Genomic DNA, 23,063 nt, shown 5'->3' on the forward strand with positions numbered 1-23,063 from the left:
TATCTCCTCGTGCGACAGCATAACCCATCAATCATGGGTCTGATCTCACCATGATAAATGGGAGCCATGCAGTCCTGATACTAGGGCACTCTTAGCCGGAGAACAAGCTCACTTCTCGGGGCCAAAGCGGTTAAAAGCCACCAATGCCTGCAGCGGAAGCAGCGGCAGGCGCGGCCCGGGCGCTGCAAGCTCACGCCCGATGGCAACATACATCACGACGATATGATCTGCCGGCAGATTGATGATCTCAGCGACCTGATCGAAATCGAAGCCGTCCATCGGGCAGCTCTGCAACCCGCAGGCCTCTGCAGCCATCATGAGTGCGTAAGCCGCCAGCCCGCAGCTCCGCACCCCTTCATCGCGCTGGAGCTGGGGACGGCCACTGTAGAATTCAGGAATGAGCTTGCCGACGTAAAGGTCCCGTATCTCGGCCGGGGCAGTGGCCCAGCACTGCTCGGGGTCCTTTTCCCAGGCCTTGAGATCTGCGCACAGAACGATCAGGGCCGAAGCATCGGTCACCTGCGGCTGATCCCAGGAAGCCTCACGCAGTTTGCGGCGCTGGGCGGGGTCGCTCACCACCAGAAATCGGAACTGCTGGAGATTGAAAGCGGTGGGAGAAAGCCGGGCTTCTTCCAGAAGGGCCAGGATTTCCGACTCTGTCATCTGGTAGGCCGGATCAAAATTCCGAACAGCACGCCGGTTCCTGATGGCTTCCAGAACAGGGGAATTCGAAAGAGCGGTCATGAAGGCATCTCCAGGAAAGGCGGCTGTGAAAAAATTACAGAAGAAAGTTTACGAAAAGAAAAACGGCTGTGAAATCTTTCTCAGAAATCCGGCCAGCACGGGGCCAGGCACCCTCCCTGGCGAAAAGGGCTTATGCGCCGCGCCAGTCCGGTTTCAGGATCGGTTTCAACCATGAGGCCGCAGACCGTCGCCTCTCCCTCTGCCGGCTGGTAACGCTCAGCCGGCACCTTTTTGAGCAGACGGCTCAGGGCATTCTGCTTCATCATGCCGATAACACTGTCATAGTCGCCGCACATGCCGGCATCACACTGAAAGGCTGTTCCACCCGGCAGAATGCGCTGATCAGCTGTCGGCACATGGGTATGCGTGCCGATGACAAGTGAAACATGCCCGTCGAGAAAACAGCCCAGCCCCATTTTTTCACTGGTCGCTTCAGCATGCACATCCACAATGATGGCGTCGACCGTCCGACCGAGCTTGTGGCGGCTGAGCGTTTCAGCCAGCACGCGGAAGGGATCGTCGAGAGGATCCATGAATATCCGCCCCATGACATTGATCACCAGGGCCTTGCGGTCACGCGGCAGGTCGATCAGACAGCTGCCATGACCCGGCGTGCCCGGGGGCGAGTTGACAGGCCGCACCACGGAAGGAAGCTGGTTGATCGCGCCGATCAGGTCGCGTCGGTCCCAGGCATGGTTGCCAAGGGTGATGACATCTACCCCGCCCGCCAGCAGGTCACGGGCGGTTTGCGGAGAGAGGCCGAAACCATGTGAGGCATTCTCACCATTGACCACGACGAGATCGAGAGACAGCTTCTCCCGCCAGGACCGCAGATGGCGCAGGACCGCTTCACGCCCGCTTCGCCCGACGATATCTCCCAGAAACAACAGGCGCATAATCTCTCCTTGGCTCTCTCTCCCGGCTTGCGCCGCCTAACTTCTATTAACTGGGAAAATGCAGAACTTCCCTTTCGGTGGCGAGGCAGGAAAGCGGTTGATCATGCCGGCCTGCAGGTACTGCTGTCACTTCCTGCGAGGCCTGCGCGTAACCTATGGCTGGCAAGTCCCGGTAACGGGCCAGGGTGCGGTCGTAATACCCGCCGCCATATCCAAGCCGGCCGCCGCAACGGTCGAAACCAACAACTGGCACCAGAATCAGGTCCGGGCGGCACAGAGGCGCTGCAGGATATACTGTTCCAAAGAGCCCTTTTCGCAGGGAAACGCCCGGATACCAGCGCCGAAAGCGAAGCGGCTGACCCCTGGGCGGGGTTTCAGGCAGACATATCTGCCGCCCCAGACGCCAAAGCGCCCGGCAGAGCGGGCGAAGATCGACCTCTCCCGGCAAGGGCCATACGCAGGCGACATTTCGGGCTTGAGAACGGTAGATCAACGTCGTGAGCGTTGTGACGATTCGGCGATTTACAGAAGGCAGCGGGGCAATGCGGTTCAGCAGCAGGCTTCGTCGCAGGACCGCTTTACGGGCCTCGATCTCCGAATGGGCCAAAGCCGACTCTCTGAAAGAGGTTCTGGTCGGATTGGGCTGACTGGAAAAATGAAGAAGCGGAGCCACCATGGCCGTTGGACTTGTCGACCTCCAGGACCTGCTTAGACAGGTGGGCGCCAGATACCGTAACCAGGGTTACGACAGAGCCAGCTCCCTAGGAAGTGCTTATCGGCCCAGGGGTTGAATTGCCTGACAAACCAGGCAGCTCCATCTCCAGTAATGGCAGCCACGGTAAAAAAGCGCAAGCGGGAAAGGCTTTTTCCCAAAATCCCGAGTCAGGTGCCTTCTGCCTGAGCAGAACCGGTTTCGCCGCTCACCTGGTGTACGAGTTTCTCAACGAGTTCGGCAAGCTGCCCCAGACGCTCCGTCTCGTGGTCACTGCTGGCCAGAAGGTGACGTGCCTGCTCGAGCTCCTGCCGGTCTTCCTCACTTACGGCCTTTGCCCGCAGCTCCTGGATTTCATCGGCCATCAGCAGGGCGGCCAGGAAAAGCGCATGGGCATCGCTTGCCGGCGCCAGTGCATTGCGCACCTGCTCGACCTGCTGTTCAACCAGATGGGCCAGCTGATGCACCCGCCCTTCCTGGCCATCCTGACAACCGACGACATAGCTGGCATTTCCAAGCGTCACGCTCACTTGCGCCATCTTCTAGTCTTCCTCTCTCTGATGGGCGGGCGCCTCTGCCCCCTCTCCTCTCTTCTCTTGCGGATCGACTTCGGCCCTGAACACCGCTTCTTCCTGCACGCTATCAGCTGCTGCTGGCTGGGAAGGCGTCTCCAACAGGGCGCGCAACCGGTCTTCAAAACCAGCCAGCTTCTGTTCCAGCAGGCGAAAAGCCGCTTCTGTCTCCGAAGCGCGCTCTTCCTCCTGGAGGTCACGCTGCTCCAGGGCGAAAGCCAGTCCCTGCAGCCCAGTCTCCAGCCGTCGCATGGCCTTTTCACGCTGCTCGGATTGCTGCCGGGCCCGTTCCAGCCTGCTCAAAGACCTGTTATTTTCTGCACTCACGCGCCATACCTTGATTTCTGGGTCTTAACTTCTGATCTGATCTTATCAGGACGCTTGCGCCAACGCCGCATTCATATTTATGCCATCTTGACATAAACAAACTGGCAGAAACACGGCAAAGCTTTCATTGAGCCAAAAGTTTTCCTGCCCCTTTTCCTTCGCACGCATCTTCCTGCACCAGCCCGGCGAGAAAAAGGACAGACGCTGCCTGCGCGAAAGCCTCCCATGCCTGAAGCCGCCCTTTTTCCCGCCCCTTGGGTCATTACGCCGGACCGAGCTGCTTTTCAGGCGGCATTCACCCGCTTCGGCCCGAGAGGCTTCACGGCCATTTCGCCCCTTTTTGGCGGCTGCGCCTTCGGTCTCACCTGGTGGCAGGACGTCACAAAAGGAGACATTCTTCCGCCTACCCTACTGGATTGCGGAGAAGCGGCCGCCATGGCGCTTTATTACCTGCAGCACAGCTCTCCCTCTCAGGGGGTGATCTGCCGGAACCTGGCCCCTTCCCTGCTGCATGCACTGCCTCTAGCCTTGAAACACCGGCTTTTTACAGCCTATCCCGCCGAAGCACAGATGAGCACGAGCCCCACGAGACGAGAGCAAGAGAAAGCCCATGACTGCTGTTGATACCTCTGAATCCCCCCCTCATCAGGTGGATCTGTACCCTGTTCTGCCTGCCATCCTGACCCGCAATACCGCCGCTCTCGGAGCGCTTGAAAAACCTTTGGGAGACCTGCTGGCAGCCCCACAGGTGACGGCCTTGCGCTATTGCTTTTCGGCACCTCCTTATCCCCCAGCCCTTGATGCGCTGCTCTCTCTCGCCCAGAGTCATGACGTGGCTGTCATTGCAGCGCCTCATGGCGAAGATCTCCAGACTCTCACGCGCCTGATAAATGCCCTGCCGCTGGAGAAAATCGACGGCATACATCTTGAAACTCTGGCCGCTTTCAAGGCTTTACCGCCTCGCAAGAGCGGAAAGAACGCTTTTCAGATCGGCTGCAGCTGTTCCAGTCTCGACGAAGCCATGCGGGCCGGGGAAGCGGGCGCGGACTATGTCAGCTTTCCTGCCGCTGAGACCACACTGTTTCAGCAATGGGCGCTCATGACAGAACTGCCCTCCGTCGCTGAACTGTTGCAGGATATATCGCCTGCTTCTCTCCAGCCTGGCTCAGAAACAGAAAAAGCCGTGGCGGCTGCACAAGCGGGGGCAGATTTTATCGCTTTTCCCGTCGGGGACTCACCAGCGGCCTGGCCGGAAAACGAACGTCTCTTTCAGGCGCTTCTAGCCACTTTCACGACCCTTGCCTGAAAAATAAGCGGCTCGTTCTGGCGTTCAGTACAACTCGCGATCGGTCACGTAGAAGACCCCGTTTGACTGCTTATAACCCCGCCTGCCGATCCGCAGGCTGCCTTCCCGGTTGCTGATCTGAATCACATCGCCAGGCAGAAGACGCAGGCTGACAGGCTCGCCGGTCAGGGTACGGGTTTGGATGACCCCACCGGCACGGCGTGCTTCAGGGGTTGCCAGCTTTTTACGAAGATGATGCGGCGTCCATTTGCCGACAAGAATCGTCTGGCCGATGAAGAATTTCAAACGCTGATAGTTGACCGGGTCAAGCATACCCTGCCCCGGCCAGCTACGGCTCAGCGCCTCGATCTGCTGATTGGGCATTGCCAGGACAGTGTAAGGCCCCCCACCCTGGAGCCATCTTTGCCAGCCCGCCTTGACAGCCATGGTGTAATAATCAGCAAGCTCGATAGAGCCAGCCAGATTGTCATCCAGGGAATTGTCCGCATAGGACATGTTGGGAATGGCTTCATAAGCCACCCTGCTGTCGGGCGCCACGCGCCCGGCACGGGGAAGCGGCGGATGGTACTGCCGGCGCAGGCTCGTCTCTTCAGGTAGAAGGCGCGCCACGTCTGAAGGACGGACCAGGGTCAGATTCTGCCGATTGGGGGGCTCCGGCTTCTGCCCGTTTGTGGTGCATCCTGCCAGAAGGGGCAGCACCAGAAAGCCCCGGGCCAGAAGTGCTCTGCTTGCGGAAGATCGTTTTTTCAGCACCCGTCACCTCGCATTTTCCACCCCATGACCCGGTCATTCACCAGCTCGAAAGTCGTCTGGCAGGAAGTGGTGGTCACGATGGGCGCAGGCGGACCGGCATAGCCCCACGGGCCTCCCCAGCCCCAACCCCATGGGCTGTCCCATCCCCAGCCCCAACCGCCCCAACCCCAACCCCAGCCGGGATCCGGGTCAGTGAAGGTCGTGTCTGTCTGGTTATAGGCCAGGAATTCATGTCCCTGCGTCTGGAACACGCCCGTCGGCACACCGAAACGGTCCACGATCTGCAGGGCCGTATCGCCCACCAGGGAATTCAGCACCTTGGGATTCTGCAGCGGCGGTATGCTGCAGGCAGAAAGACCGCCTCCCATCATCGCAGCCATGACGCTAGCGAGAAGGAATTTCCGGGCCTTCCTGCCCGGAAACCCTGTAGTGGAAGCCACAGAACTGACAGGTGGCACCTCGCGCTGCCAGGTCTTTGAAACCTCCTGGCAGGCTCGGCCAACACAAGACCAGCGCCCGTTATCGATCACGTCCTTCTCCCCCGGTCGTGCCACCATCACTGCCTTCCCTCTCATCCGTCCAATTGACGGGCTGCCTCTCCGGATGTTGTCAGGGCGTTTTCTTCCCTGTCCCGATCACTTAAGATCCGGGTCTATTAAGATCTGGTTAGACTTTTTTCGCTTCTTCTACCAGTCTTCCACCAGAGCCGCCTGCAGGCTACACCAACCACAGCACATCGGTGATTTTCGGCGCCCCTGTTGCCAGCATGACCAATCGGTCGAAACCCAATGCGATCCCGGCACAGGGGGGCAGATCAGCCAGAGCTGCCAGAAAATCCTCATCAAGCGCCCAGTCCTGATCAGGGACCACACCCAGACGCCTGGCGCGGTCCAGCTGAAAACGGCGGCGCTGCTCCTGGGGATCCGTCAGTTCCTCAAAGGCATTGGCAAGTTCCAGCCCACCCGCATACAGCTCAAAGCGCAGGGCTGCGCGGGGATCATGAGGATCAACCTGAGCCAAGGCCGCCTGGGGGGCGGGCCAGTGCGTCAGAAAAGTCGGCCTCTCCCATCCGATATGCGGCTCAACGCGTTCCAGCAGCAGACGGAAAAAAAGATCTTCCCAGCTTTCGCCCGCTCTCAGGGCAACATGGGCCTGACGTGCCAGCGCCCGAGCATCCTCATTGGTCGCCAGCAGGTCAGGCACGCCGCCGTAACGGGCAAAAGCCTCCTGCATGGTCAGACGCTCGAAGGGCCGTCTGATCTGCACCTTGCGTCCCTCCCGCATCACGACAGGCGGCAGGAGGGATTGGAAAAGCCGCTCCGTTTCCTCCATGAGCGCAGCCAGGCTGGCCAGCGGGCGGTACCATTCCAGCATGGTGAACTCAGGACGGTGGGTCGCGCTTTCCTCACCGTTGCGCCAGACGCGCGCAAGCTGGAAGATCTTCTGGCCCGTAGCTGCCACCAGACGTTTCATGGCAAATTCCGGGCTAGTGTGCAGAAAACGGGCTTCCAGCTCCCCCTCCGACGTTTCCAGCTGCGTCCGGAAGCATCGCAGATGCACTTCTTCTCCGGGGACTTTCACCAAATAAGGGGTTTCGACTTCCAGATAATCCCGCGCAGTGAAAAAGGCCCTGATCCCCTGGGCAAGCAGGGCACGCCTTCTGAGCAGGGGCAGACGGTCGGCAATGTGCCTGGAAGCTGGAGAAGTCACATCAATCACTCCTGTATCAAAATACCTGAGACACACTTAACCGGCTGGTCTGGAACACCCTGTCACCTGTTAAAAAATGCGCGTCTGAGACCCCGAGATAAAATGCTTCAGTAGCTGAACGACAACACTTCGGGCTTGCAGCAGCAAGCACCTCTTTGCCAGAAGTTCCACTGGCAAGAATCTTTTCAGGGCTTTCACCCATAAATCACCCATAGAAAAGCAAGAGGGGCAGCATGTCTGAACATTCCGGCGCAAGCCCTTCTTCGACGCTCCGCACACCGGAAGCGCTGATCAAACACGGCCTGGCTGAGCCTGAAACGCTTTCAGGCCTGCAGGCGCTGGCTGAACAGTTCTCCATCGCCATTCCGCCCGCTTTCGCCGCCCTGCTGAAAACCCGGTCTCCTGGGAATGCCAACTCTGATCGCAACTCCGACCCGATCGGCCTGCAGGTACTGCCGGATGCGCGCGAGCTCGCCACAGCTCCGCATGAACGCGCTGATCCGATCGGTGATGACGCCCTGTCGCCCGTCCCCGGGGTGGTGCATCGTTACGAAGACCGGGCTTTGCTGAAACCTCTTCTCGTGTGTCCGCTCTATTGTCGTTTCTGCTTCCGCCGGGAACATGTGGGGCCGGATGGTGGCCTGCTGGACGAAGCGGCGCTGGAGCGTGCCTTCACCTGGTTTGAAACCCACTCGAAGGTCACGGAAGTCATCCTCACGGGGGGTGATCCGCTCATGCTGTCGCCGCGCCGCCTGAAGCGGATCATCCGCCGTCTTTCCGGCATTCCCCATATCCAGACACTGCGCCTTCACAGCCGGGTCCCCCTGGCCATGCCGGAACGCCTTACCGAGGAACTCCTTGACGCCCTTGAAACGGAAAAGGCGTTCTGGCTGGTCATCCATGCCAACCATGCAAGCGAACTGACCCCTGAAGTCCGCCAGGCCCTCCGACGTGTTCAGGCCCGCGCCATTCCGGTCCTTTCACAGTCGGTTCTGCTGAAAGGCGTCAACGATACCGTGGAAAGCCTGGAAAGCCTGCTGCGGGCGCTGGTGCAGGCACGCGTCAAACCCTATTATCTTCATCACCTTGATGCGGCCCCGGGCACAGCACATTTTCACGTCCCGGTCGAGCAGGGCCGCAGCCTGCTGCGCCAATTGCGCGGCCGCGTTACGGGCCTGGCCTGGCCGACCTATGTGCTCGACATTCCGGGAGGTGCAGGCAAGGTGCCCATCGGCCCGGATTATCTTCTTGCCGAAGAACAGAGCCTCCAGCCCCCTTCCGGAACGTGCAAAGCAACTGACGGCGAACCATTCAGGAAACGCCGCGTTCAGGCAGCGGACGGACAGGAACATCCCTTTACCTGACCCCCTCTTCCTGCCATCCTGACCCAGTCATCAGCGTCAGCCTCTGGCCTGCCTGCCAGAGACAGCTCCGTTCGCGGGCAGTGCGCGCGTTCTGTCCCGCCTTGCTTCCTGTGGCCCGCACCCGCTAGAACGCGCTTCAGGCAAAGCGTAAATAATCTTCAGGGGCAGCCAGGAACCGACATGAAACAACAAGCCAATCTCATCCGCGCCGGCCAGGTCATCGAACATAACGGTCGCCGCTGGACCGTGCTGAAACAGCAGATTCTCACCCCCGGCAAGGGGGGCGCCTTCATCCAGGTTGAAATGCGCGACCTGGTGACAGGCAACAAGTCCAACGAGCGCTGGCGCACGGCCGATACCGTCGAACGCCTGATCACCGAGGACAAGGATTACACCTATTCCTATATGGACGGCGACAACATCGTGCTGATGGACCCGGAAACCTTCGAGCAGGCCATGCTGCCGCAGGATATTCTTGGTGATCAGCTGCCCTTCCTGCAGGACAACATGGAGCTGAGCGTCAAACTGGTGGAAGGCGATCCGGTTGCCGTGACCCTGCCGCCGCATGTGACCCTGGAGGTCACGGAAGCCGATCCCGTGGTCAAGGGTCAGACGGCCAGCTCCTCCTACAAGCCTGCCAAGCTCTCCAACGGGGTCAAGACCATGGTCCCCCCCTTCATCGAAGCCGGCGAACGCATCGTCGTCCGCACGGATGACGCCTCCTACGTCGAACGCGCAAAGGACTGATCACCATGCGTCTCACCCCCCATATGGCTGTCATGCAGGCAGCCGCCCAGAAAGCGGCGCGCAGCCTGGTCCGTGATTTCTCGGAAGTGGAACAGCTGCAGGTCAGCATCAAGGGGCCGGGCGATTTCGTCTCCCAGGCCGATCTGCGTGCTGAAGCGACCCTGCGTGAGGAGCTGGAACACGCCCGTCCCGGCTACGCCTTCCTGATGGAGGAAAGCGGAGCAAGCGGCAGTGACAACTGGACCTGGCGCTGGATCGTGGACCCGCTCGACGGCACCACCAATTTCCTGCATGGCATTCCCCACTGGGCGATTTCCATCGGACTGCAGCGCCGCCATGAAGATGGCACGCTGGAGATGATGGCAGGCCTTGTCTACAACCCGATCGCCAATGAAATGTTCTGGACCGAGAAAGGCATGGGCGTCTTTCTCAACAATGAACGCCGCCTTCGCGTGTCCAGTCGCCGCAAGCTGTCAGAAGCCCTCTTCGGCACCGGCATTCCCTTTGCCAAGGCTTCGGAAGAACGTATCGCTGCCTTCGGTCGCACGCTCGGCGCGCTCATGCCCAAGGTTGCCGGCATCCGCCGCTTCGGGGCAGCCGCGCTCGACCTGGCCTGGGTGGCAGCTGGCCGTTTCGACGGTTTCTGGGAATTCGGCCTCAAGCCCTGGGACTGTGCGGCAGGCCTGCTGATGGTGCGTGAAGCCGGTGGTTATGTCACCGATGAAACCGGTCATGACCTCACCGACATTGACGGGGACGTTAACATCATCGCTGCCAACCCCTATTTCCACGGCCCGCTCAAAGATCTGGTGGCTTCCGCTCTGAAGCAGAGTGGGCAGTAAATCCACACCTGACAAACCTTTTCCCGCAGGAAGTCTGAGCCATTGCCACACATGGCTTCTTGCGGCTAGGGTCCCCCTCATGACTGTGCGGAGACTTGGTATTCCTGCCGATTTACTTAACCCGACCCGAAAATCGGACAGGAAACCTGTTTTCGCCAGGCTGCGCGTGCTTGTCACCGCTTTCGCAGCAGCAAGTTACGTCAGTTCAGGCGGGCTTTGCAGCCTGTTCCTTGCAGCACCGAAACAGGCTGCAGCCCAGGTCTCCACGGATTTCGGCGCCCTGCCGGCAGAACCGGTCCATCATGGATCTTCTACCCACCCCGCAGCGCACTCGGCTCACCACGCTGCGCCTTCCCACGCTGCGCGCAGAAGTTCTTCCTCAAAAAGCGTTTCAGCAGTGAAAGCATCGTCCCGCGCTGCCCCGCTGCCGCCCGCGCCTCAGCGCCCTGGTTTCACCACCGTGCCGGCCATCCCGGCCGGTCCACCCAAACCGGTCGTTATCGCGCCGCCTTTCGTGCCGGTGCCCACGCATCCCCCCGTGCCCCCGGAGTCGGTGATCGCCAATCCCCAGGCCGGCAGCCGCATCGTCCCGCTTCCGCAGGCGAGCGGTTCATCGACTGACCTGCGGGTTCTCTTTGCGCCCAACAGTGCGGCACTGAATGCCCAGACCATCGAGGCGCTTCGCAAAGCGGGTCATGATCTGGCGGCCATGCCTGAGCGGCGCATCTTCCTGCGCGCTTATGCCGAGCTGCCGGGCCAGGACGTCTCCATGCCGCGCAGGTTGGCCCTGCAGCGTGCCCTGGCCGTGCGTTCGCTGCTTGTCAGCAGCGGCGTGGCAACAACACGAATTTATCCCGTCGCCTATGGTCGTCCCTCCCCGCAGGACCATGACCCGGGCGACAGGCTGGACCTCATCACCCAGGCCAACCCTCCTCCTGCCGTCACGCCCGTGCCGGGTGAGCCGGTTCATGATGGCCAGCCTTACGATCCCCTATTGTCGCCCGTAAATTATTCCGCCTCTCCCCTTCACGCCAACGCGCCATCTGCACGTTCAGGTCACAATGCGGGTAAAAGGAGCGCGGTTACAGGCGATGTTTCCCGGAAGAACACCCGGACTTCCTCCGGCTCTTCCTCTTCCTCTGGCAACGCGCCCCCTTCACAAGGAGCCTCCGGGCCATGACCCCTCCCACGCGTTACCTGGTCCGTATGGGCCTTTTCCTGATCGCCATCCTTCTGGTCGCACTGATCAAATTCAGTGTCCTGAGTGATGCCTTCGCCTCCAACCCGGCCCTCAACGCCCTTATTCTGGGTGTGCTCGTGCTGGGCATCTGCTGGAATTTCTATCTCGTCCTCAAGCTGCGCCCTGAAGTCCGGTGGATTGCCCTGCTGCGCAGCCCGCGCGAGGGAATGGCTGTTCCGCCGCCTCCGCAGCTGCTCGCTCCGATGGCAGGCCTGCTGACGACCCAGAAATCCCGCACCGGTCATCTGGTTCTGTCGCAGCAATCAGCCAACACGCTGCTGGACAGCGTTTCCTCCCGTCTTGAGGAAGGCCGCCAGATCTCGCGCTACCTTACCCAGCTTCTGATCTTCCTGGGCCTGCTCGGCACGTTCTACGGGCTCATCCTGACGATGCGCTCCATCGCGGACGTCATCGGCAACATGAACTTGGCCACCAATGACCTGCTGGTCATGTTCGACACGGTCAAAGGCGGCCTGGTGCACCCGCTGCAGGGCATGGCAACCGCCTTCTCCGCTTCCATGTTCGGTCTGGCCGGCGCACTGGTTCTGGGATTTCTCGATCTGACCGCCGGTCAGGCCCAGACCCGGTTCTTCAACGAGCTCGAAGAATGGCTGGCCGGTCACACGCGTTACGAGCTTCCGGCTGAACTTGCGCGTGAAATCGCGCAGGATGCGGCTGAAAGCGCTGCTCTCGGCGCTGAAATCGGCGCGCAGGATGCCACCGCTGCCGCAGCGCGTGCAGGCCTTCTGGGCGGCAACACCACCAATGTTCTGGTTGAGGAAGTCGCCACCTCCAGCTACAGCACCGGCGGTGCGGGCAATCTGGGGGCTTCGCTCTCCACGTGGCTGCCCCGCGTTCAGGACTTCATGCGCCTGACCACTGAAAACGTGACGCTGATGCAGCAGAACGTGACAGCTTTGCGCACCCTCGTGCGTGACGGAGAGGAAAGCCGCCGCCAGCACCATGAAGCCCTGCGTGCCCTGACCCAGGCCATCGAGCAGCTGGGTGAGCAGACTTCCGCCACGCAGATCCTGCAGCAGATCGAACGTCAGCTCGCAGCCCTCCGTGAGGATGTGCGTCACGCTGAACGCCGCGAGGAGCACCGTCATCATCATGATGACCACCGCGACTCCCATCACACGCGGGAGGACTGAGCCATGGCGCGGCGCAGACGCCTCGGCCCGGTCGCCGAACTGAACGCATGGCCCGGCTATGTGGACGCCCTGTCCACCCTGCTGATGGTCCTGACCTTCCTGCTGCTGTTCTTCGTGATCGGTCAGCAGCTCCTGGCCATGATGCTGACGCAGCGTCAGCACAAGCTGGACATGCTCGATTCCTCGGTCAACAAGCTGCAGAGCTCCCTGGCCCAGAGCCAGAGCGCCGATCGGCAGAAAAACAGCCAGCTTGCCGCCCTCCAGGCGGCTCTGGCAGACGCCAATCGCCGTCTTGCTGAAGCGCAGGCGCAGAATCTGGTCAATGGCGGGGCTGAGATGGTCGTCATCAATGGCCTCACCCAGCGCATCAACGCGCTCACCCAGCAGCTTCAGGGCTATGCGGACGCCCTGAATCTCGAGAAGAACGCGGTGGCATCCCGCCAGGGTCTGATCAATGACCTGGACCATAAGCTGGCTCAGGTCGACAAGGCCAACAACCTCAATAAATACCAGTCCAAGTTCTTTGCAGAGCTCAGCCAGCTCCTCAAGGGACACAAGGGTATCGAGGTGGCAGGCGATCGCTTCCGCTTTCAGGCGGAAATTCTCTTCCCGCCTGGCAGCGACCAGCTGACACCGGAAGGTGTGCGTGAGATCCGTCTTCTGGGTAAAACCCTGAAGACCATCGAACGCGAAATTCCCGCCAGCACGCCCTGGGTTCTGCAGGTGGAGGGCTATGCCGATCGCATGCCGATCCATACCCCGACCTATCCGAGCAACTGGGAGCTCTCGGCAGCCCGCGCCATCACGGTGGTCAAGCTGCTGATGGAGGAAGGGATCAACCCCCACCATCTGGCTGCCACAGCCTTCTCCAGCTATCAGCCGCTGGGCCCTGAAAACACCCCTGAAGAGCTTGCGCGCAACCGCCGCATCGAGTTCCGCATCACCCCGCCCTGATCAGGGTCGATCGGCGCTGCCTTGCGCAGCACGGTCACAGGAGAAGCGCCGGCAGAGGGCAATCCCCTCTCTGGCGCTTTTCTGCTTTTCGGGCCCTCTGCAGATTTATCCCCTTTCCTGAAGGCCGGTTGGGCGCACTATCATTGAAATGAACTGAATGCACTGACACTCCGCGCAAAATCCCCTATACAGCCCGTATGACCGACACGCCCCTCTCACAGATCCGCAATTTTTCGATCATCGCCCATATCGACCACGGCAAATCCACCCTGGCTGATCGGCTGATCGAAGCCTGTGGGGCGCTCACCGCCCGTGAGATGAAGGGGCAGGTTCTCGATTCGATGGAGCTGGAGCAGGAGCGCGGCATCACCATCAAGGCGCAGACCGTGCGCCTCACCTATCCGGCCAAGGACGGAAAGACCTATATCCTCAATCTCATGGACACGCCCGGCCATGTGGACTTCGCCTATGAAGTCAGCCGTTCCCTGGCAGCCTGTGAGGGCTCACTGCTCGTCGTCGATGCCTCCCAGGGAGTGGAAGCGCAGACTCTGGCGAATGTCTATCAGGCCATTGACGCCAATCATGAGATCGTTCCGGTTCTCAACAAGGTGGATCTGCCGGCTGCCGAGCCTGAAAAAACCCGCCAGCAGATTGAGGAGGTCGTCGGCATTCCAGCTGATGAGGCAGTGGAGATCAGCGCCAAGACGGGTCTGAACATCGAAGGGGTGCTCGAGGCCCTGGTGCGGGATCTGCCGCCGCCTGAAGGCGACCCCCAAGCCCCCCTGCAGGCCTTGCTGGTTGACAGCTGGTATGATTCCTACCTGGGGGTCATCATTCTGGTCCGGATCAAGGAAGGCACGCTCAGGACAGGCGACAAGATCCGGATGATGGAGACCGGAGCCACCTACAATGTCGATCAGGTCGGCGTCTTCCGGCCCAAGATGACGCCAGTCAAGGCGTTGGGACCGGGCGAGATCGGCTATATCAATGCAGCCATCAAGGCGGTGGCCGACTGCAATGTCGGCGATACCATCACCCATGACCAGCGCCCGGCCCCGGCTCCCTTGCCCGGCTTCAAGCCTTCCATTCCGGTCGTGTGGTGCGGCCTGTTCCCCGTTGACGCGGATGATTTTGAAAAACTGCGTGACAGCCTGGGGAAACTGCGGCTGAACGATGCTTCCTTCCATTTCGAGATGGAAACTTCCGCAGCCCTCGGGTTCGGTTTCCGCTGCGGCTTTCTGGGATTGCTCCATCTTGAGATCATTCAGGAGCGCCTGTCGCGCGAGTTCAATCTCGACCTGATCGCGACTGCCCCTTCCGTCGTCTACAAGCTCTACCGGACTGACGGCAGCATGGAAGAGCTCCACAATCCGGCCGACATGCCTGATCTCTCGCTGGTGGAACGCATTGAAGAGCCCTGGATCAAGGCTTCCATCATGGTGCCTGATGAATATCTCGGCGCCGTGCTCACATTGTGCAGCGAGAGACGGGGCGTGCAGCTGGATCTCACTTATGTCGGCAATCGCGCCATGGCGGTTTACCGTCTGCCTCTCAACGAAGTGGTGTTTGATTTCTACGACCGGCTCAAATCCCTGACACGCGGTTACGCTTCCTTTGACTATCAGATGGACGGGTACGAGGAGAGTGATCTCGTGCGCATTTCCATTCTGGTCAATCATGAACCGGTGGACGCGCTTTCCTTCGTGGCGCATCGCTCGGCTGCCGATGCGCGCGGGCGCGCCATCTGCGCCAAGCTCAAGGAGCTCATTCCGCGTCAGCTGTTCAAAATCGCCATTCAGGCTGCCATCGGCTCCAAAGTCATCGCACGCGAGACAATCGGAGCCCTGTCCAAGGACGTGACAGCCAAATGTTACGGCGGCGATATCTCGCGCAAGCGTAAACTTCTGGAAAAACAGAAGGAAGGGAAAAAGCGTATGCGCCAGTTCGGCAAGGTGGAAATTCCACAGAGCGCCTTCCTTGCCGCACTCAAGATGGACTGAGTCATGGTGCATGCCGCCGCCCTGCTCGTATGTCCCCGCTCAGCCCCGGCTCTGGCCTGGTGGCTGGCACATCATGTGGCGGTAGGCTTTTCAACCCTGCTCGTGGCAGCCGACAGGAAGAACCGGTCCTGTCTGGACCTGCTCGACACTGCAGCGCAACTCTTCGACCTACGCCAAACGGACGTCGAAGAAAGCAGTATTGATTCACAGCCAGCTGTGCACACCCTGCTGAAAAGTGGCGGCCAGAAGCCTGACTGGGTTCTCCAGCTCGCAGAAGACGAATATTTCCTTCCTGCCGCTGAAACAGTCAGCGAGTTTCTCCGTACTGCGCTTTCGCTTCCCGAAGCTACCGTTGAGCCTTCCGCAGGACTGAGCCCTTTAAGTGTCAACTGGTGCATCACCGGTCTGAACGGCCATGCTCCAGCCAGCGTCGCCAGTCGCTCTCCGCGTGCGATGTATACCCGTCACGCGCCCATCACTTTCCCCGACCACCGCGTGACGCGCAGTTTCTTCTCCCCTGATGCCCCGAGCCTGCCGGATCCCTTCAGCCACGCCCGCCATACGCCAGACTGGTCGCAGGCCCGTATCCTGCATGATGCCGCCGTAGCTTCACACGGTGCGGCCCGAGCCTATTACGACCGCAATGAAGAGAGCGACAGCGGCAGCGAGCGCTTTCTGCCGCAAACCCGCCTGGTAGCAGCCAGCCTCGTGCAGACGGCTCTCTACCGGCTTTGGCAGAGGCTCCGTAGAACTTCACCAAACTCTTCCGCATCTCCCCTCCCCCAAACTGACGCTGCACTGGGAGGGGATTTTTATCTGGCCGACACTGCGCCCGCGCAGAACGCCGACCCAAAGGCGCTCCGCCTGCTTGTCATTGACAGCGCCTCAGGCAGAATGGCCTGGAAACGCAAAGAAACCTGGCTGGAGGAGGACACACCCCTGTGTTTCCAGCCTGCCCCTGCAGACGATCAGCGCGGCTGGCTTTTCCCCCGCACGCCGATCGCGCTGCCCTATCTTCCGCGTCATGATGCCTCCCGCCAATCCCTGGGCGAGCTTCTCGCGCTCACGGCAGTCCGGCTGCAGCGCGAGGGCAAGCAGGTGATCTTCCGACATGCCCTGGGCGGCGAACGCGTTGTTCTGCCTGAAAACCGTTCGGCTTATCTCGCGCCTAATCCGCCGCCCGAACCCGACCTCAGCGGACGGTGCCTCAGAACAGCCCTTGCAGATCTCACCCGCTACGGGCTTTCAGCAGATGGCCTGACACAGGCCCTGCGTACAACCTGCTGTGCGCCCATGCCTTCCGTCCTGGGAGGCGTTCTGGCTCAACTGCCCGAAAGTGACCGGGCGGTCCTGTTGGACACTTCGCCTTTCCTGCAGCAGATCTTTCCGTCTTCAGCTCCGGAAAAGCCGCTTTCCTGAAGCCCGGGAACCGTCAGTCCGAGACACGTTTCAGGAGTTGTCTCTTGCGCGCCTTACTCGACCGTTATTTCCATATCTCCGGCCGCCGCTCCACAGTCAGGCGGGAAGTCATCGCCGGGCTGACCGTCTTCGGGGCCATGGCCTATATCGTCGCCGTCAACCCTGCCATCCTGGCTGCGACAGGTCTCGACCGCCATGACATGGTCCTCACCACGATTGCGGGTGCCGTGGCAGGCACGCTCATCATGGCCCTCTGGGCGCGGCTGCCCATCGCCCTGGCGCCGGCCATGAGCAGCAATGTCCTGTTTGCCCAGGTCATCGTTCAGCAGGCGCATGTCGGCCCCCGGACGGCTTTTACGGTCGTTCTGTTCAGTGGGCTCTGCTTCACCCTTCTGTCTCTGACCCGGCTGCGCCAGAAGATCAGCCAGGGGTTTCCGCCTTCCATCATTCTGGGCATCCAGGTCGCCATCGGGGTTTTTATTGCGCGAGTCGGGCTAATTTCCGGCGGGGTGGCTGTTCCCACGCCGGGGGGGCTGGGCTTCGGCTCTCTGGCTGATCCCCGGGTTCTGCTGGTCCTGGGAGGCATTTTGGTGTGTGCCATTCTCAGCGTGATCCGCCTGCCTGCCGGTCTGCTCCTGACCATTCTGGCGCTGACAATTGCCGGAGCGATGATTTCTCACGACGGTCAGAAAATCACCCGCCTGCCCGACCACTGGATGGACTGGCCCCATTACCCGACCCACCTCCTGCTGCCTTTTGATTTCAGTGACTTTTTCGCCCATATCGGGCTTCTGCTGCCTATCACACTTTATGTGCTGCTCAGCGATTTCTTCGATGCCACCGGCACGCTGCTGAGCGTCGCCCATCGCGCCGGCCTCTGCGGTACAAAGGAACATCCCGATCTCGACCGCCGCGCCTATGCGTCGGACGGCGCGGGAAGCATTGTCGGGGCCATGCTCGGCACCTGCACGGTTTCAGCTTATGTCGAAAACCTGGCCGGCGCTGAAGTCGGCGGGCGGACGGGTCTCAGCGCACTTGTGGTGGCTGTCCTGTTCGGTCTTTCCTCTTTTCTCTGGCCCCTGATCACCTCCATTCCGGCCATTGCCACCGCGCCCATCCTCGTGCTGGTGGGCCTCAACATGATGGGCGGCCTGGCGCGGCTGCCAAGCGCGCAGGCTGAGGCGCTGCCACCTCTCTGCATGCTCCTGATCGCCGGGGTAACTGGCAATTTCATGCTCAGCCTGGCCTGTGGCATGCTGCTTTATACCGGACTGGCGCTGGCTCTGCGCCGCTTCGAGCAGCTTACCTGGACAGTACTCGGGCTTGATGCGGCTTTTGTCTGCTACATGGTTCTCCAGAGCCGTTTCTGATTCTGATCAGCCCTGGCGCAGCACTCGTCAGACGCCTGACAGGAAAAATTTTCAGATCCTGCAACGCGCCAGGCTCTGTAACGAAAAGGTGTAAAACGCGGGAAATCTTGTATGCCATGGCTCTGAAAGCCCATACTGAGCCCATGACCGCTGCACTGCTGCCTCTTCCTGGCTCCTCCAAAACACTCCCCTTCCTGGATTATCGGGGTCTGCATTGCCCGATGCCGCTTCTGAAGCTACGCCGGGCTCTGCGTGATCTGCCTGCAGGAAGCGAGGTATTCGTGCTCTGTTCAGATCATACCACTCTCAAGGACATACCTGCCTTCTGCAGAAACAGAGGTCATCGCCTGCTGGAAACGGTCTCTCTTCCGGCAGCCGGTGCCACATCGTCAGGCGCACCCTCCGAAAACTGCGTGCTGCGTTTCCGGTTACGCTGCCATGTCAATCAACCCAGCCAGGGAGGAGCTGACAACGGGGTAAAAATACCCGCAGGAAAATCCACACTTTCAGAGCGGCAATCATCTGAAGGACTGGAAAAAAACCGCTTATCGCGGTAATGCCCAATAAGCTTTCCGGCCTGTCCCTTCAGGCATCATGCCTCCGGCCCCTCCGCCCGGCCACATTCTGGAGACCTCATGCCCCACGCCTCCCCTCGCACAGCCGCTCCAGCTCAGGAGACACCCATTGACCAGCTGTCCTTTGAAGGGGCGCTGGCCGAGCTGGAACAGATTGTCCACGGCCTGGAAAGCGGCCAGATGCCGCTGGAGGAGACAATCTCGGCTTATGAGCGGGGAGCTGCACTGCGCCGCCATTGCGAAACACGGCTGGAAGAAGCTGAAATGCGCGTTCGCGCCATCGTCCGAAACGGAGCACAGGACCTGCAGGACATTGCGGGCAACGGCGCTGACGGGGAAGCACCCCCCGGCCATGGCACGCAGCCGCCCCTTGAAGATCTAACCCTTTCACCCAGCCGTCGCCCCGGCGAGGAGAGTCGCGCATGAGACCCCCTTCTTTCTCCGCCCTCCCCTTTGATCTTTCATCATGCGTTCGGGCACCGTCCGGCACGGCCAGCTCTGCAGCCGCTGCAGGGGCAGAAAAACCGACCCTGAAAGAAGCCCTGGCGACGGCCTGCCAGGAACTCGAACATACCATTGATACCCTTCTGCCGGTCGAGCCGTGTGACGAAGGCGTGCTGTTCGAGGCTATGCGTTATGCCGCCATGGGAGGCGGTAAGCGTGTTCGAGGCTTCCTGGTTCTGCAGGGTGCCGCCTTGTTCGGCGCTGATCACAAGGAAGCTCTGCGAGTGGCAGCTTCCGTCGAATTCCTGCATGCCTATTCTCTGGTCCATGACGATCTGCCTGCAATGGATGATGATGATCTCCGCCGCGGGCGCCCATCCACCCATCGCCAGTTCAACGAGGCGATGGCCATTCTGGCAGGCGACGCGCTCCAGACAGCCGCTTTTGATATCCTGCTCCAGCCCCCCACCAGCCCCGATGCCACCATCCGCGCCGAGCTCGGCCTTGCCCTTGCCCAGGCCTCTGGCGGCCGCGGCATGGTCGGCGGACAGGTGATCGACATCTGTGGTGAAGGCAAGGCCCTGTCCCTCGAACAGGTGCGCCGCCTGCATGCGATGAAAACCGGAGCGCTGATCCGCTATGCCGCTGAGGCCGGGGCCATCCTGGCAGGTGCATCCGCAGAGGACCCGCGCCGCAAGGCGCTGAGGCAGTATGGCGATGACCTGGGCACTGCTTTCCAGGTCGCCGATGATGTGCTGGACAGTACGGCCAGCACCGAGGAGCTCGGCAAAACAGCCGGCAAGGATGAAAACGCCAGCAAATCCAATTATGTGGCCCTGCTCGGCATTGACGGCGCCCGCAAGGAAGCGCGCCGGCTCAGCGACCGGGCGATTGACACGCTGTCCATTTTCGGCCCCCAGGCCAGACTTCTCCGCGAGCTTGCGGATTATTTCGTTGAACGCAGGAACTGATCGGCTCCATGACTACTTCACCTCCCTCCTCTGCGCCTTTCCCCCCCAAGCCTGATTCCTCCAGGCCAGGCGCGGCTGAGCCACAGTCATCCGCACACAATCCCTCCCGGAAACGCACCGCCCACTCCGTGCCTGCTTCCGACCCCACGACACGTCCCGTCCCTGGTCGTTACCCCCTCCTGGACCGCGTGCACGTACCTTCAGACCTGCGTAATCTTTCCATCGAGCAGCTGCAGACCCTGGCTGATGAAGTCCGTCATGAAACGGTTGAAGCCGTCGCCAAAACCGGTGGCCACCTGGGCGCGTCACTTGGCGTGGTGGAACTCACGGTGGCCATGCATGCGGTTTTCAACACGCCTGATGACCGCATCATCTGGGATGTGGGCCACCAGGCCTACCCGCATAAGATCCTGACGGGTCGACGCGACCGCATCCGCACCCTGCGCCAGCCTGGCGGCCTGTCAGGCTTCACGCGCCGCTCCGAAAGTCCCTATGACCCCTTCGGCGCCGCGCATTCCTCCACCTCCATTTCAGCCGGGCTCGGCATGACGGTGGCCAACCACCTGCACGCACGCCATGACCCGGCTTACAAGGAACGCAACGTCATCGCCGTGATCGGCGACGGCTCCATCTCGGCCGGCATGGCTTATGAGGCCCTCAACAACGCCGGCGCGATGGGAGAAGCGGCTGAACGCCTGATCGTCATCCTCAATGACAATGAGATGTCGATCGCCCCGCCTGTGGGCGCCATGTCGAACTATCTGTCACGCCTCATGACTTCCCGGCGTTTCCTGACCTTGCGTGACATGGCAGGAAAACTGGCGCGTCGTCTGCCCTATGGCCTGGACCGCACTGCCAAGAAGGCGGAGGAATATGCCCGCGGCATGATCACCGGCGGCACCCTGTTCGAGGAAATGGGCTTCTACTATATCGGCCCCGTTGACGGCCACGACATGAACCAGCTCGTGCCGATCCTGCGCAACCTGCGGGATTCGGAGAATCACGGCCCTGTCCTCCTCCACGTCATCACTGAAAAAGGGCGCGGCTACCAGCCTGCAGAAATGGCCGGGGACAAATACCACGCCGTCAGCAAATTCGATGTCGAGACCGGTCAGCAGAAAAAAGCCCCGGCCACTGCCCCCACCTATACCAGCATCTTCACCAAGGAACTGATGCACCGGGCCCATAGTGACGACAAGATCGTGGGCATTACCGCTGCCATGCCCAGCGGGACAGGATTGAGTGATTTTGCCAAGACCCACCCCGAGCGTTTCTTTGATGTCGGCATTGCCGAGCAGCACGCCGTCACTTTCGCCGCTGGCCTGGCCACTGAAGGCTACCGGCCCTTCTGTGCCATTTACTCCACCTTCCTGCAACGCGCCTATGACCAGGTCATGCATGATGTGGCGCTGCAGAACCTGCCGGTGCGCTTCATCGTCGACCGTGCAGGCCTCGTCGGGGCGGACGGCGCCACCCATGCTGGCTCCTTTGATCTCAACTACCTGTGCTGCCTTCCCAACATGACTGTCATGGCCCCTTCCGATGAAGCGGAGCTCATGCACATGACCGCCACGGCATGGGCTCATGACAGCGGTCCGACCGCTGTTCGCTTTCCACGCGGAGCCGGTCGGGGGGTCAATTTGCCGACAGAGGGAACCGTCCTTGAAATCGGCAAGGGACGGATCGTCCATGAAGGCCTCGGCAAGCACGGCATTGCCCTTCTGGCTCTTGGGCCGCGCCTGCATGAAGCGCTCAAGGCCGCCGAGGAACTGGAAAAAGAGGGGCTTTCCGTCACGGTTGCTGATGCCCGCTTTGCCAAGCCCGTTGATACAGACCTCATCGACGAGCTGGCACGCAACAATGACGTGCTGGTAACGATCGAGGAAGGGGCGGCAGGCGGTTTCAGCTCGCAGGTTGTTCAGCATCTTGCAGCCACCGGCCTGCTGGACCAGGTGCGATTCAGGCCCATGGCTCTGCCTGACACCTGGATCGACCACAACACGCCTGAGGCCCAATATGAAGAAGCCGGGCTGACAGCCGGACACATCGCCCAGGTGGCCCGTGACGCTTATCATCGCAGCCCGTCCACCTCTGCCGGCGCCCCCAGCGGGTCGAAGGCCTGATGGCCAAACGGCGCGCCGACCAGCTTCTTGTCGATCGCGGCCTGGTGGAAAGCCGGAGCCGGGCGCAAGCGCTCATCATGGCAGGCCTTGTCTATGCCGGTCCCCAAGCCGACAAGCCCGTTACCAAGGCCGGCGACCAGATCGCTGAAGACATGCTGTTGACTGTCAAAGGGCAGGACCACCCCTGGGTGTCACGCGGAGGGCTCAAGCTGGCGCATGCGCTGGAATATTTTGGCCTTTCAGCGGAAGGGAAGGACGCTATTGATGTCGGCGCCTCCACAGGCGGCTTTACGGACGTGTTGCTGACCCATGGTGCGCACCACGTCTGGGCAATCGATGTCGGACACGGTCAGCTTGCCTGGAAACTGCGCTCCGATCCCCGCGTCAGCGTGCTGGAGAAAACCAACGCCCGTCACCTGACCCGCGCCCATGTTCCGGATGAAGTGGACATCGTCGTCTGCGATGCCAGCTTCATCGGTCTGCGTACTGTGCTGCCCGCAGCCCTTGACCACGTCAGGCCCGGCGGGTGGGCGGTTGCACTCATCAAGCCGCAATTTGAGGCCGGCCGTGAGTTTGTCGGCCCGAAAGGCGTGGTGAGAGATCCGCAGGTTCATGAACGGGTCTGTGAAGAGATCCGGACATGGTTTCAGGGCCTTCCCGGCTGGCAAGTGCTGGGAATCGAACCCAGCCCCATCACCGGCCCTGAAGGCAACCGTGAATTCCTGATCGCCGCCCGCAAGGGGAGTGAAGGGCCTGGTGATGCGCAAAAGCACTCTGTTGCGGAATCTCCGGCAGTAGGTCTCTAGAATGTCTTTGGCGCTGCTGTTTTTCTTGCGCTAA

General features: G+C 60.9%; 23 protein-coding genes, 1 other RNA gene and 1 pseudogene. 16 read left to right on the forward strand and 9 right to left on the reverse strand.

All coding sequences use genetic code 11. The annotated features are described in order from the left end of the window. Positions 1–108 precede the first annotated feature (108 nt). From E3E11_RS01220 to E3E11_RS01245, 6 genes are all read right to left on the reverse strand, one after another. The gene (locus E3E11_RS01220; protein ID WP_141450805.1) at positions 109–744 is read right to left on the reverse strand and encodes a nitroreductase family protein; all 636 of its coding nucleotides are present in this window, start codon (positions 742–744) and stop codon (positions 109–111) included. Between the two features lie 80 nt (positions 745–824). Then, the gene (locus E3E11_RS01225) at positions 825–1,640 is read right to left on the reverse strand and encodes a TIGR00282 family metallophosphoesterase (RefSeq protein ID WP_141450806.1); all 816 of its coding nucleotides are present in this window, start codon (positions 1,638–1,640) and stop codon (positions 825–827) included. Between the two features lie 46 nt (positions 1,641–1,686). Next, positions 1,687–2,247 (reverse strand): 5-formyltetrahydrofolate cyclo-ligase, encoded by a 561-nt coding sequence (locus E3E11_RS01230; RefSeq protein ID WP_231118941.1) that lies wholly within the window; start codon positions 2,245–2,247, stop codon positions 1,687–1,689. Between the two features lie 55 nt (positions 2,248–2,302). Continuing rightward, positions 2,303–2,458: non-coding RNA, 6S RNA (gene ssrS, locus E3E11_RS01235), on the reverse strand. A 64-nt stretch (positions 2,459–2,522) separates the two neighbouring features. Further along, positions 2,523–2,891 carry a cell division protein ZapA gene (gene zapA / locus E3E11_RS01240; protein WP_141450808.1) on the reverse strand — a complete coding sequence of 123 codons (369 nt, stop codon included), beginning with the start codon at positions 2,889–2,891 and terminating at the stop codon, positions 2,523–2,525. A gap of 3 nt (positions 2,892–2,894) precedes the next feature. Beyond that, the gene (locus tag E3E11_RS01245) at positions 2,895–3,227 is read right to left on the reverse strand and encodes a hypothetical protein (protein ID WP_141450809.1); all 333 of its coding nucleotides are present in this window, start codon (positions 3,225–3,227) and stop codon (positions 2,895–2,897) included. 249 nt (positions 3,228–3,476) lie between these two features. Here E3E11_RS01245 and E3E11_RS01250 point away from each other — a divergent pair, with 249 nt between their 5' ends. Together E3E11_RS01250 and E3E11_RS01255 are read left to right on the forward strand one after the other, a co-directional pair. Then, on the forward strand, positions 3,477–3,875 hold the full coding sequence (locus E3E11_RS01250) for a hypothetical protein (protein ID WP_141450810.1): 399 nt from the start codon (positions 3,477–3,479) through the stop codon (positions 3,873–3,875). Next, the gene (locus E3E11_RS01255; RefSeq protein WP_141450811.1) at positions 3,862–4,557 is read left to right on the forward strand and encodes a thiamine phosphate synthase; all 696 of its coding nucleotides are present in this window, start codon (positions 3,862–3,864) and stop codon (positions 4,555–4,557) included. Before E3E11_RS01250 ends, E3E11_RS01255 begins: the two co-directional genes overlap by 14 nt. A gap of 24 nt (positions 4,558–4,581) precedes the next feature. Here E3E11_RS01255 and E3E11_RS01260 read toward each other — a convergent pair whose 3' ends face one another. The 3 genes from E3E11_RS01260 to epmA all read right to left on the reverse strand — a co-directional run bounded on the left by E3E11_RS01260 (position 4,582) and on the right by epmA (position 7,020). Next, entirely contained in the window at positions 4,582–5,310 is a 729-nt protein-coding gene (locus E3E11_RS01260; protein ID WP_141450812.1) for a hypothetical protein, read from the reverse strand. Further along, the gene (locus E3E11_RS01265) at positions 5,304–5,867 is read right to left on the reverse strand and encodes a hypothetical protein (RefSeq protein WP_231118942.1); all 564 of its coding nucleotides are present in this window, start codon (positions 5,865–5,867) and stop codon (positions 5,304–5,306) included. Before E3E11_RS01265 ends, E3E11_RS01260 begins: the two co-directional genes overlap by 7 nt. A gap of 160 nt (positions 5,868–6,027) precedes the next feature. Continuing rightward, a complete protein-coding gene (gene epmA / locus E3E11_RS01270) occupies positions 6,028–7,020 on the reverse strand; it encodes an EF-P lysine aminoacylase EpmA (protein ID WP_231118943.1) in 993 nt (330 codons plus the stop codon). Between the two features lie 233 nt (positions 7,021–7,253). Here epmA and E3E11_RS01275 point away from each other — a divergent pair, with 233 nt between their 5' ends. The 14 genes and pseudogenes from E3E11_RS01275 (at position 7,254) to E3E11_RS01340 (ending at position 23,029) form a co-directional block, all read left to right on the forward strand. Continuing rightward, on the forward strand, positions 7,254–8,384 hold the full coding sequence (locus E3E11_RS01275; RefSeq protein ID WP_141450814.1) for a lysine-2,3-aminomutase-like protein: 1,131 nt from the start codon (positions 7,254–7,256) through the stop codon (positions 8,382–8,384). Between the two features lie 180 nt (positions 8,385–8,564). Next, positions 8,565–9,131, forward strand: coding sequence for an elongation factor P (efp, locus tag E3E11_RS01280; RefSeq protein ID WP_141450815.1), 567 nt, complete (start codon positions 8,565–8,567; stop codon positions 9,129–9,131). 5 nt (positions 9,132–9,136) lie between these two features. Continuing rightward, positions 9,137–9,973: an inositol monophosphatase family protein gene (locus E3E11_RS01285; RefSeq protein WP_141450816.1), complete on the forward strand. Its 837-nt coding sequence runs from the start codon at positions 9,137–9,139 to the stop codon at positions 9,971–9,973. A gap of 397 nt (positions 9,974–10,370) precedes the next feature. Then, a complete protein-coding gene (locus tag E3E11_RS01290; RefSeq protein WP_168189180.1) occupies positions 10,371–11,153 on the forward strand; it encodes an OmpA family protein in 783 nt (260 codons plus the stop codon). After that, entirely contained in the window at positions 11,150–12,367 is a 1,218-nt protein-coding gene (locus E3E11_RS01295; protein ID WP_141450818.1) for a MotA/TolQ/ExbB proton channel family protein, read from the forward strand. Before E3E11_RS01290 ends, E3E11_RS01295 begins: the two co-directional genes overlap by 4 nt. Before the next feature lie 3 nt (positions 12,368–12,370). Then, positions 12,371–13,321 (forward strand): OmpA family protein, encoded by a 951-nt coding sequence (locus E3E11_RS01300; protein ID WP_141450819.1) that lies wholly within the window; start codon positions 12,371–12,373, stop codon positions 13,319–13,321. A gap of 197 nt (positions 13,322–13,518) precedes the next feature. Continuing rightward, positions 13,519–15,321 carry a translation elongation factor 4 gene (gene lepA, locus E3E11_RS01305; RefSeq protein ID WP_141450820.1) on the forward strand — a complete coding sequence of 601 codons (1,803 nt, stop codon included), beginning with the start codon at positions 13,519–13,521 and terminating at the stop codon, positions 15,319–15,321. 3 nt (positions 15,322–15,324) lie between these two features. Then, complete coding sequence (locus E3E11_RS01310) at positions 15,325–16,740, forward strand: glycosyltransferase family 2 protein (protein WP_141450821.1); 1,416 nt, start codon at positions 15,325–15,327, stop codon at positions 16,738–16,740. A gap of 44 nt (positions 16,741–16,784) precedes the next feature. Further along, on the forward strand, positions 16,785–18,110 hold the full coding sequence (locus E3E11_RS01315; protein WP_141450822.1) for an NCS2 family permease: 1,326 nt from the start codon (positions 16,785–16,787) through the stop codon (positions 18,108–18,110). 221 nt (positions 18,111–18,331) lie between these two features. Further along, positions 18,332–18,667 carry a sulfurtransferase TusA family protein gene (locus E3E11_RS08635; RefSeq protein WP_407938686.1) on the forward strand — a complete coding sequence of 112 codons (336 nt, stop codon included), beginning with the start codon at positions 18,332–18,334 and terminating at the stop codon, positions 18,665–18,667. Positions 18,668–18,745: 78 nt separating this feature from the next. Continuing rightward, positions 18,746–18,976: pseudogene (locus E3E11_RS08530) on the forward strand (exodeoxyribonuclease VII small subunit); the annotation flags it as partial. Positions 18,977–19,107: 131 nt separating this feature from the next. Continuing rightward, a complete protein-coding gene (locus E3E11_RS01330) occupies positions 19,108–20,100 on the forward strand; it encodes a polyprenyl synthetase family protein (protein ID WP_141450824.1) in 993 nt (330 codons plus the stop codon). Positions 20,101–20,108: 8 nt separating this feature from the next. Further along, the gene (gene dxs / locus E3E11_RS01335) at positions 20,109–22,223 is read left to right on the forward strand and encodes a 1-deoxy-D-xylulose-5-phosphate synthase (protein ID WP_141450825.1); all 2,115 of its coding nucleotides are present in this window, start codon (positions 20,109–20,111) and stop codon (positions 22,221–22,223) included. After that, entirely contained in the window at positions 22,223–23,029 is an 807-nt protein-coding gene (locus E3E11_RS01340; protein ID WP_141450826.1) for a TlyA family RNA methyltransferase, read from the forward strand. Before dxs ends, E3E11_RS01340 begins: the two co-directional genes overlap by 1 nt. The last annotated feature ends 34 nt before the right edge of the window (positions 23,030–23,063 follow it).

The organism is Oecophyllibacter saccharovorans (assembly GCF_006542375.1).
Taxonomy (GTDB): Bacteria; Pseudomonadota; Alphaproteobacteria; order Acetobacterales; family Acetobacteraceae; genus Oecophyllibacter; species Oecophyllibacter saccharovorans.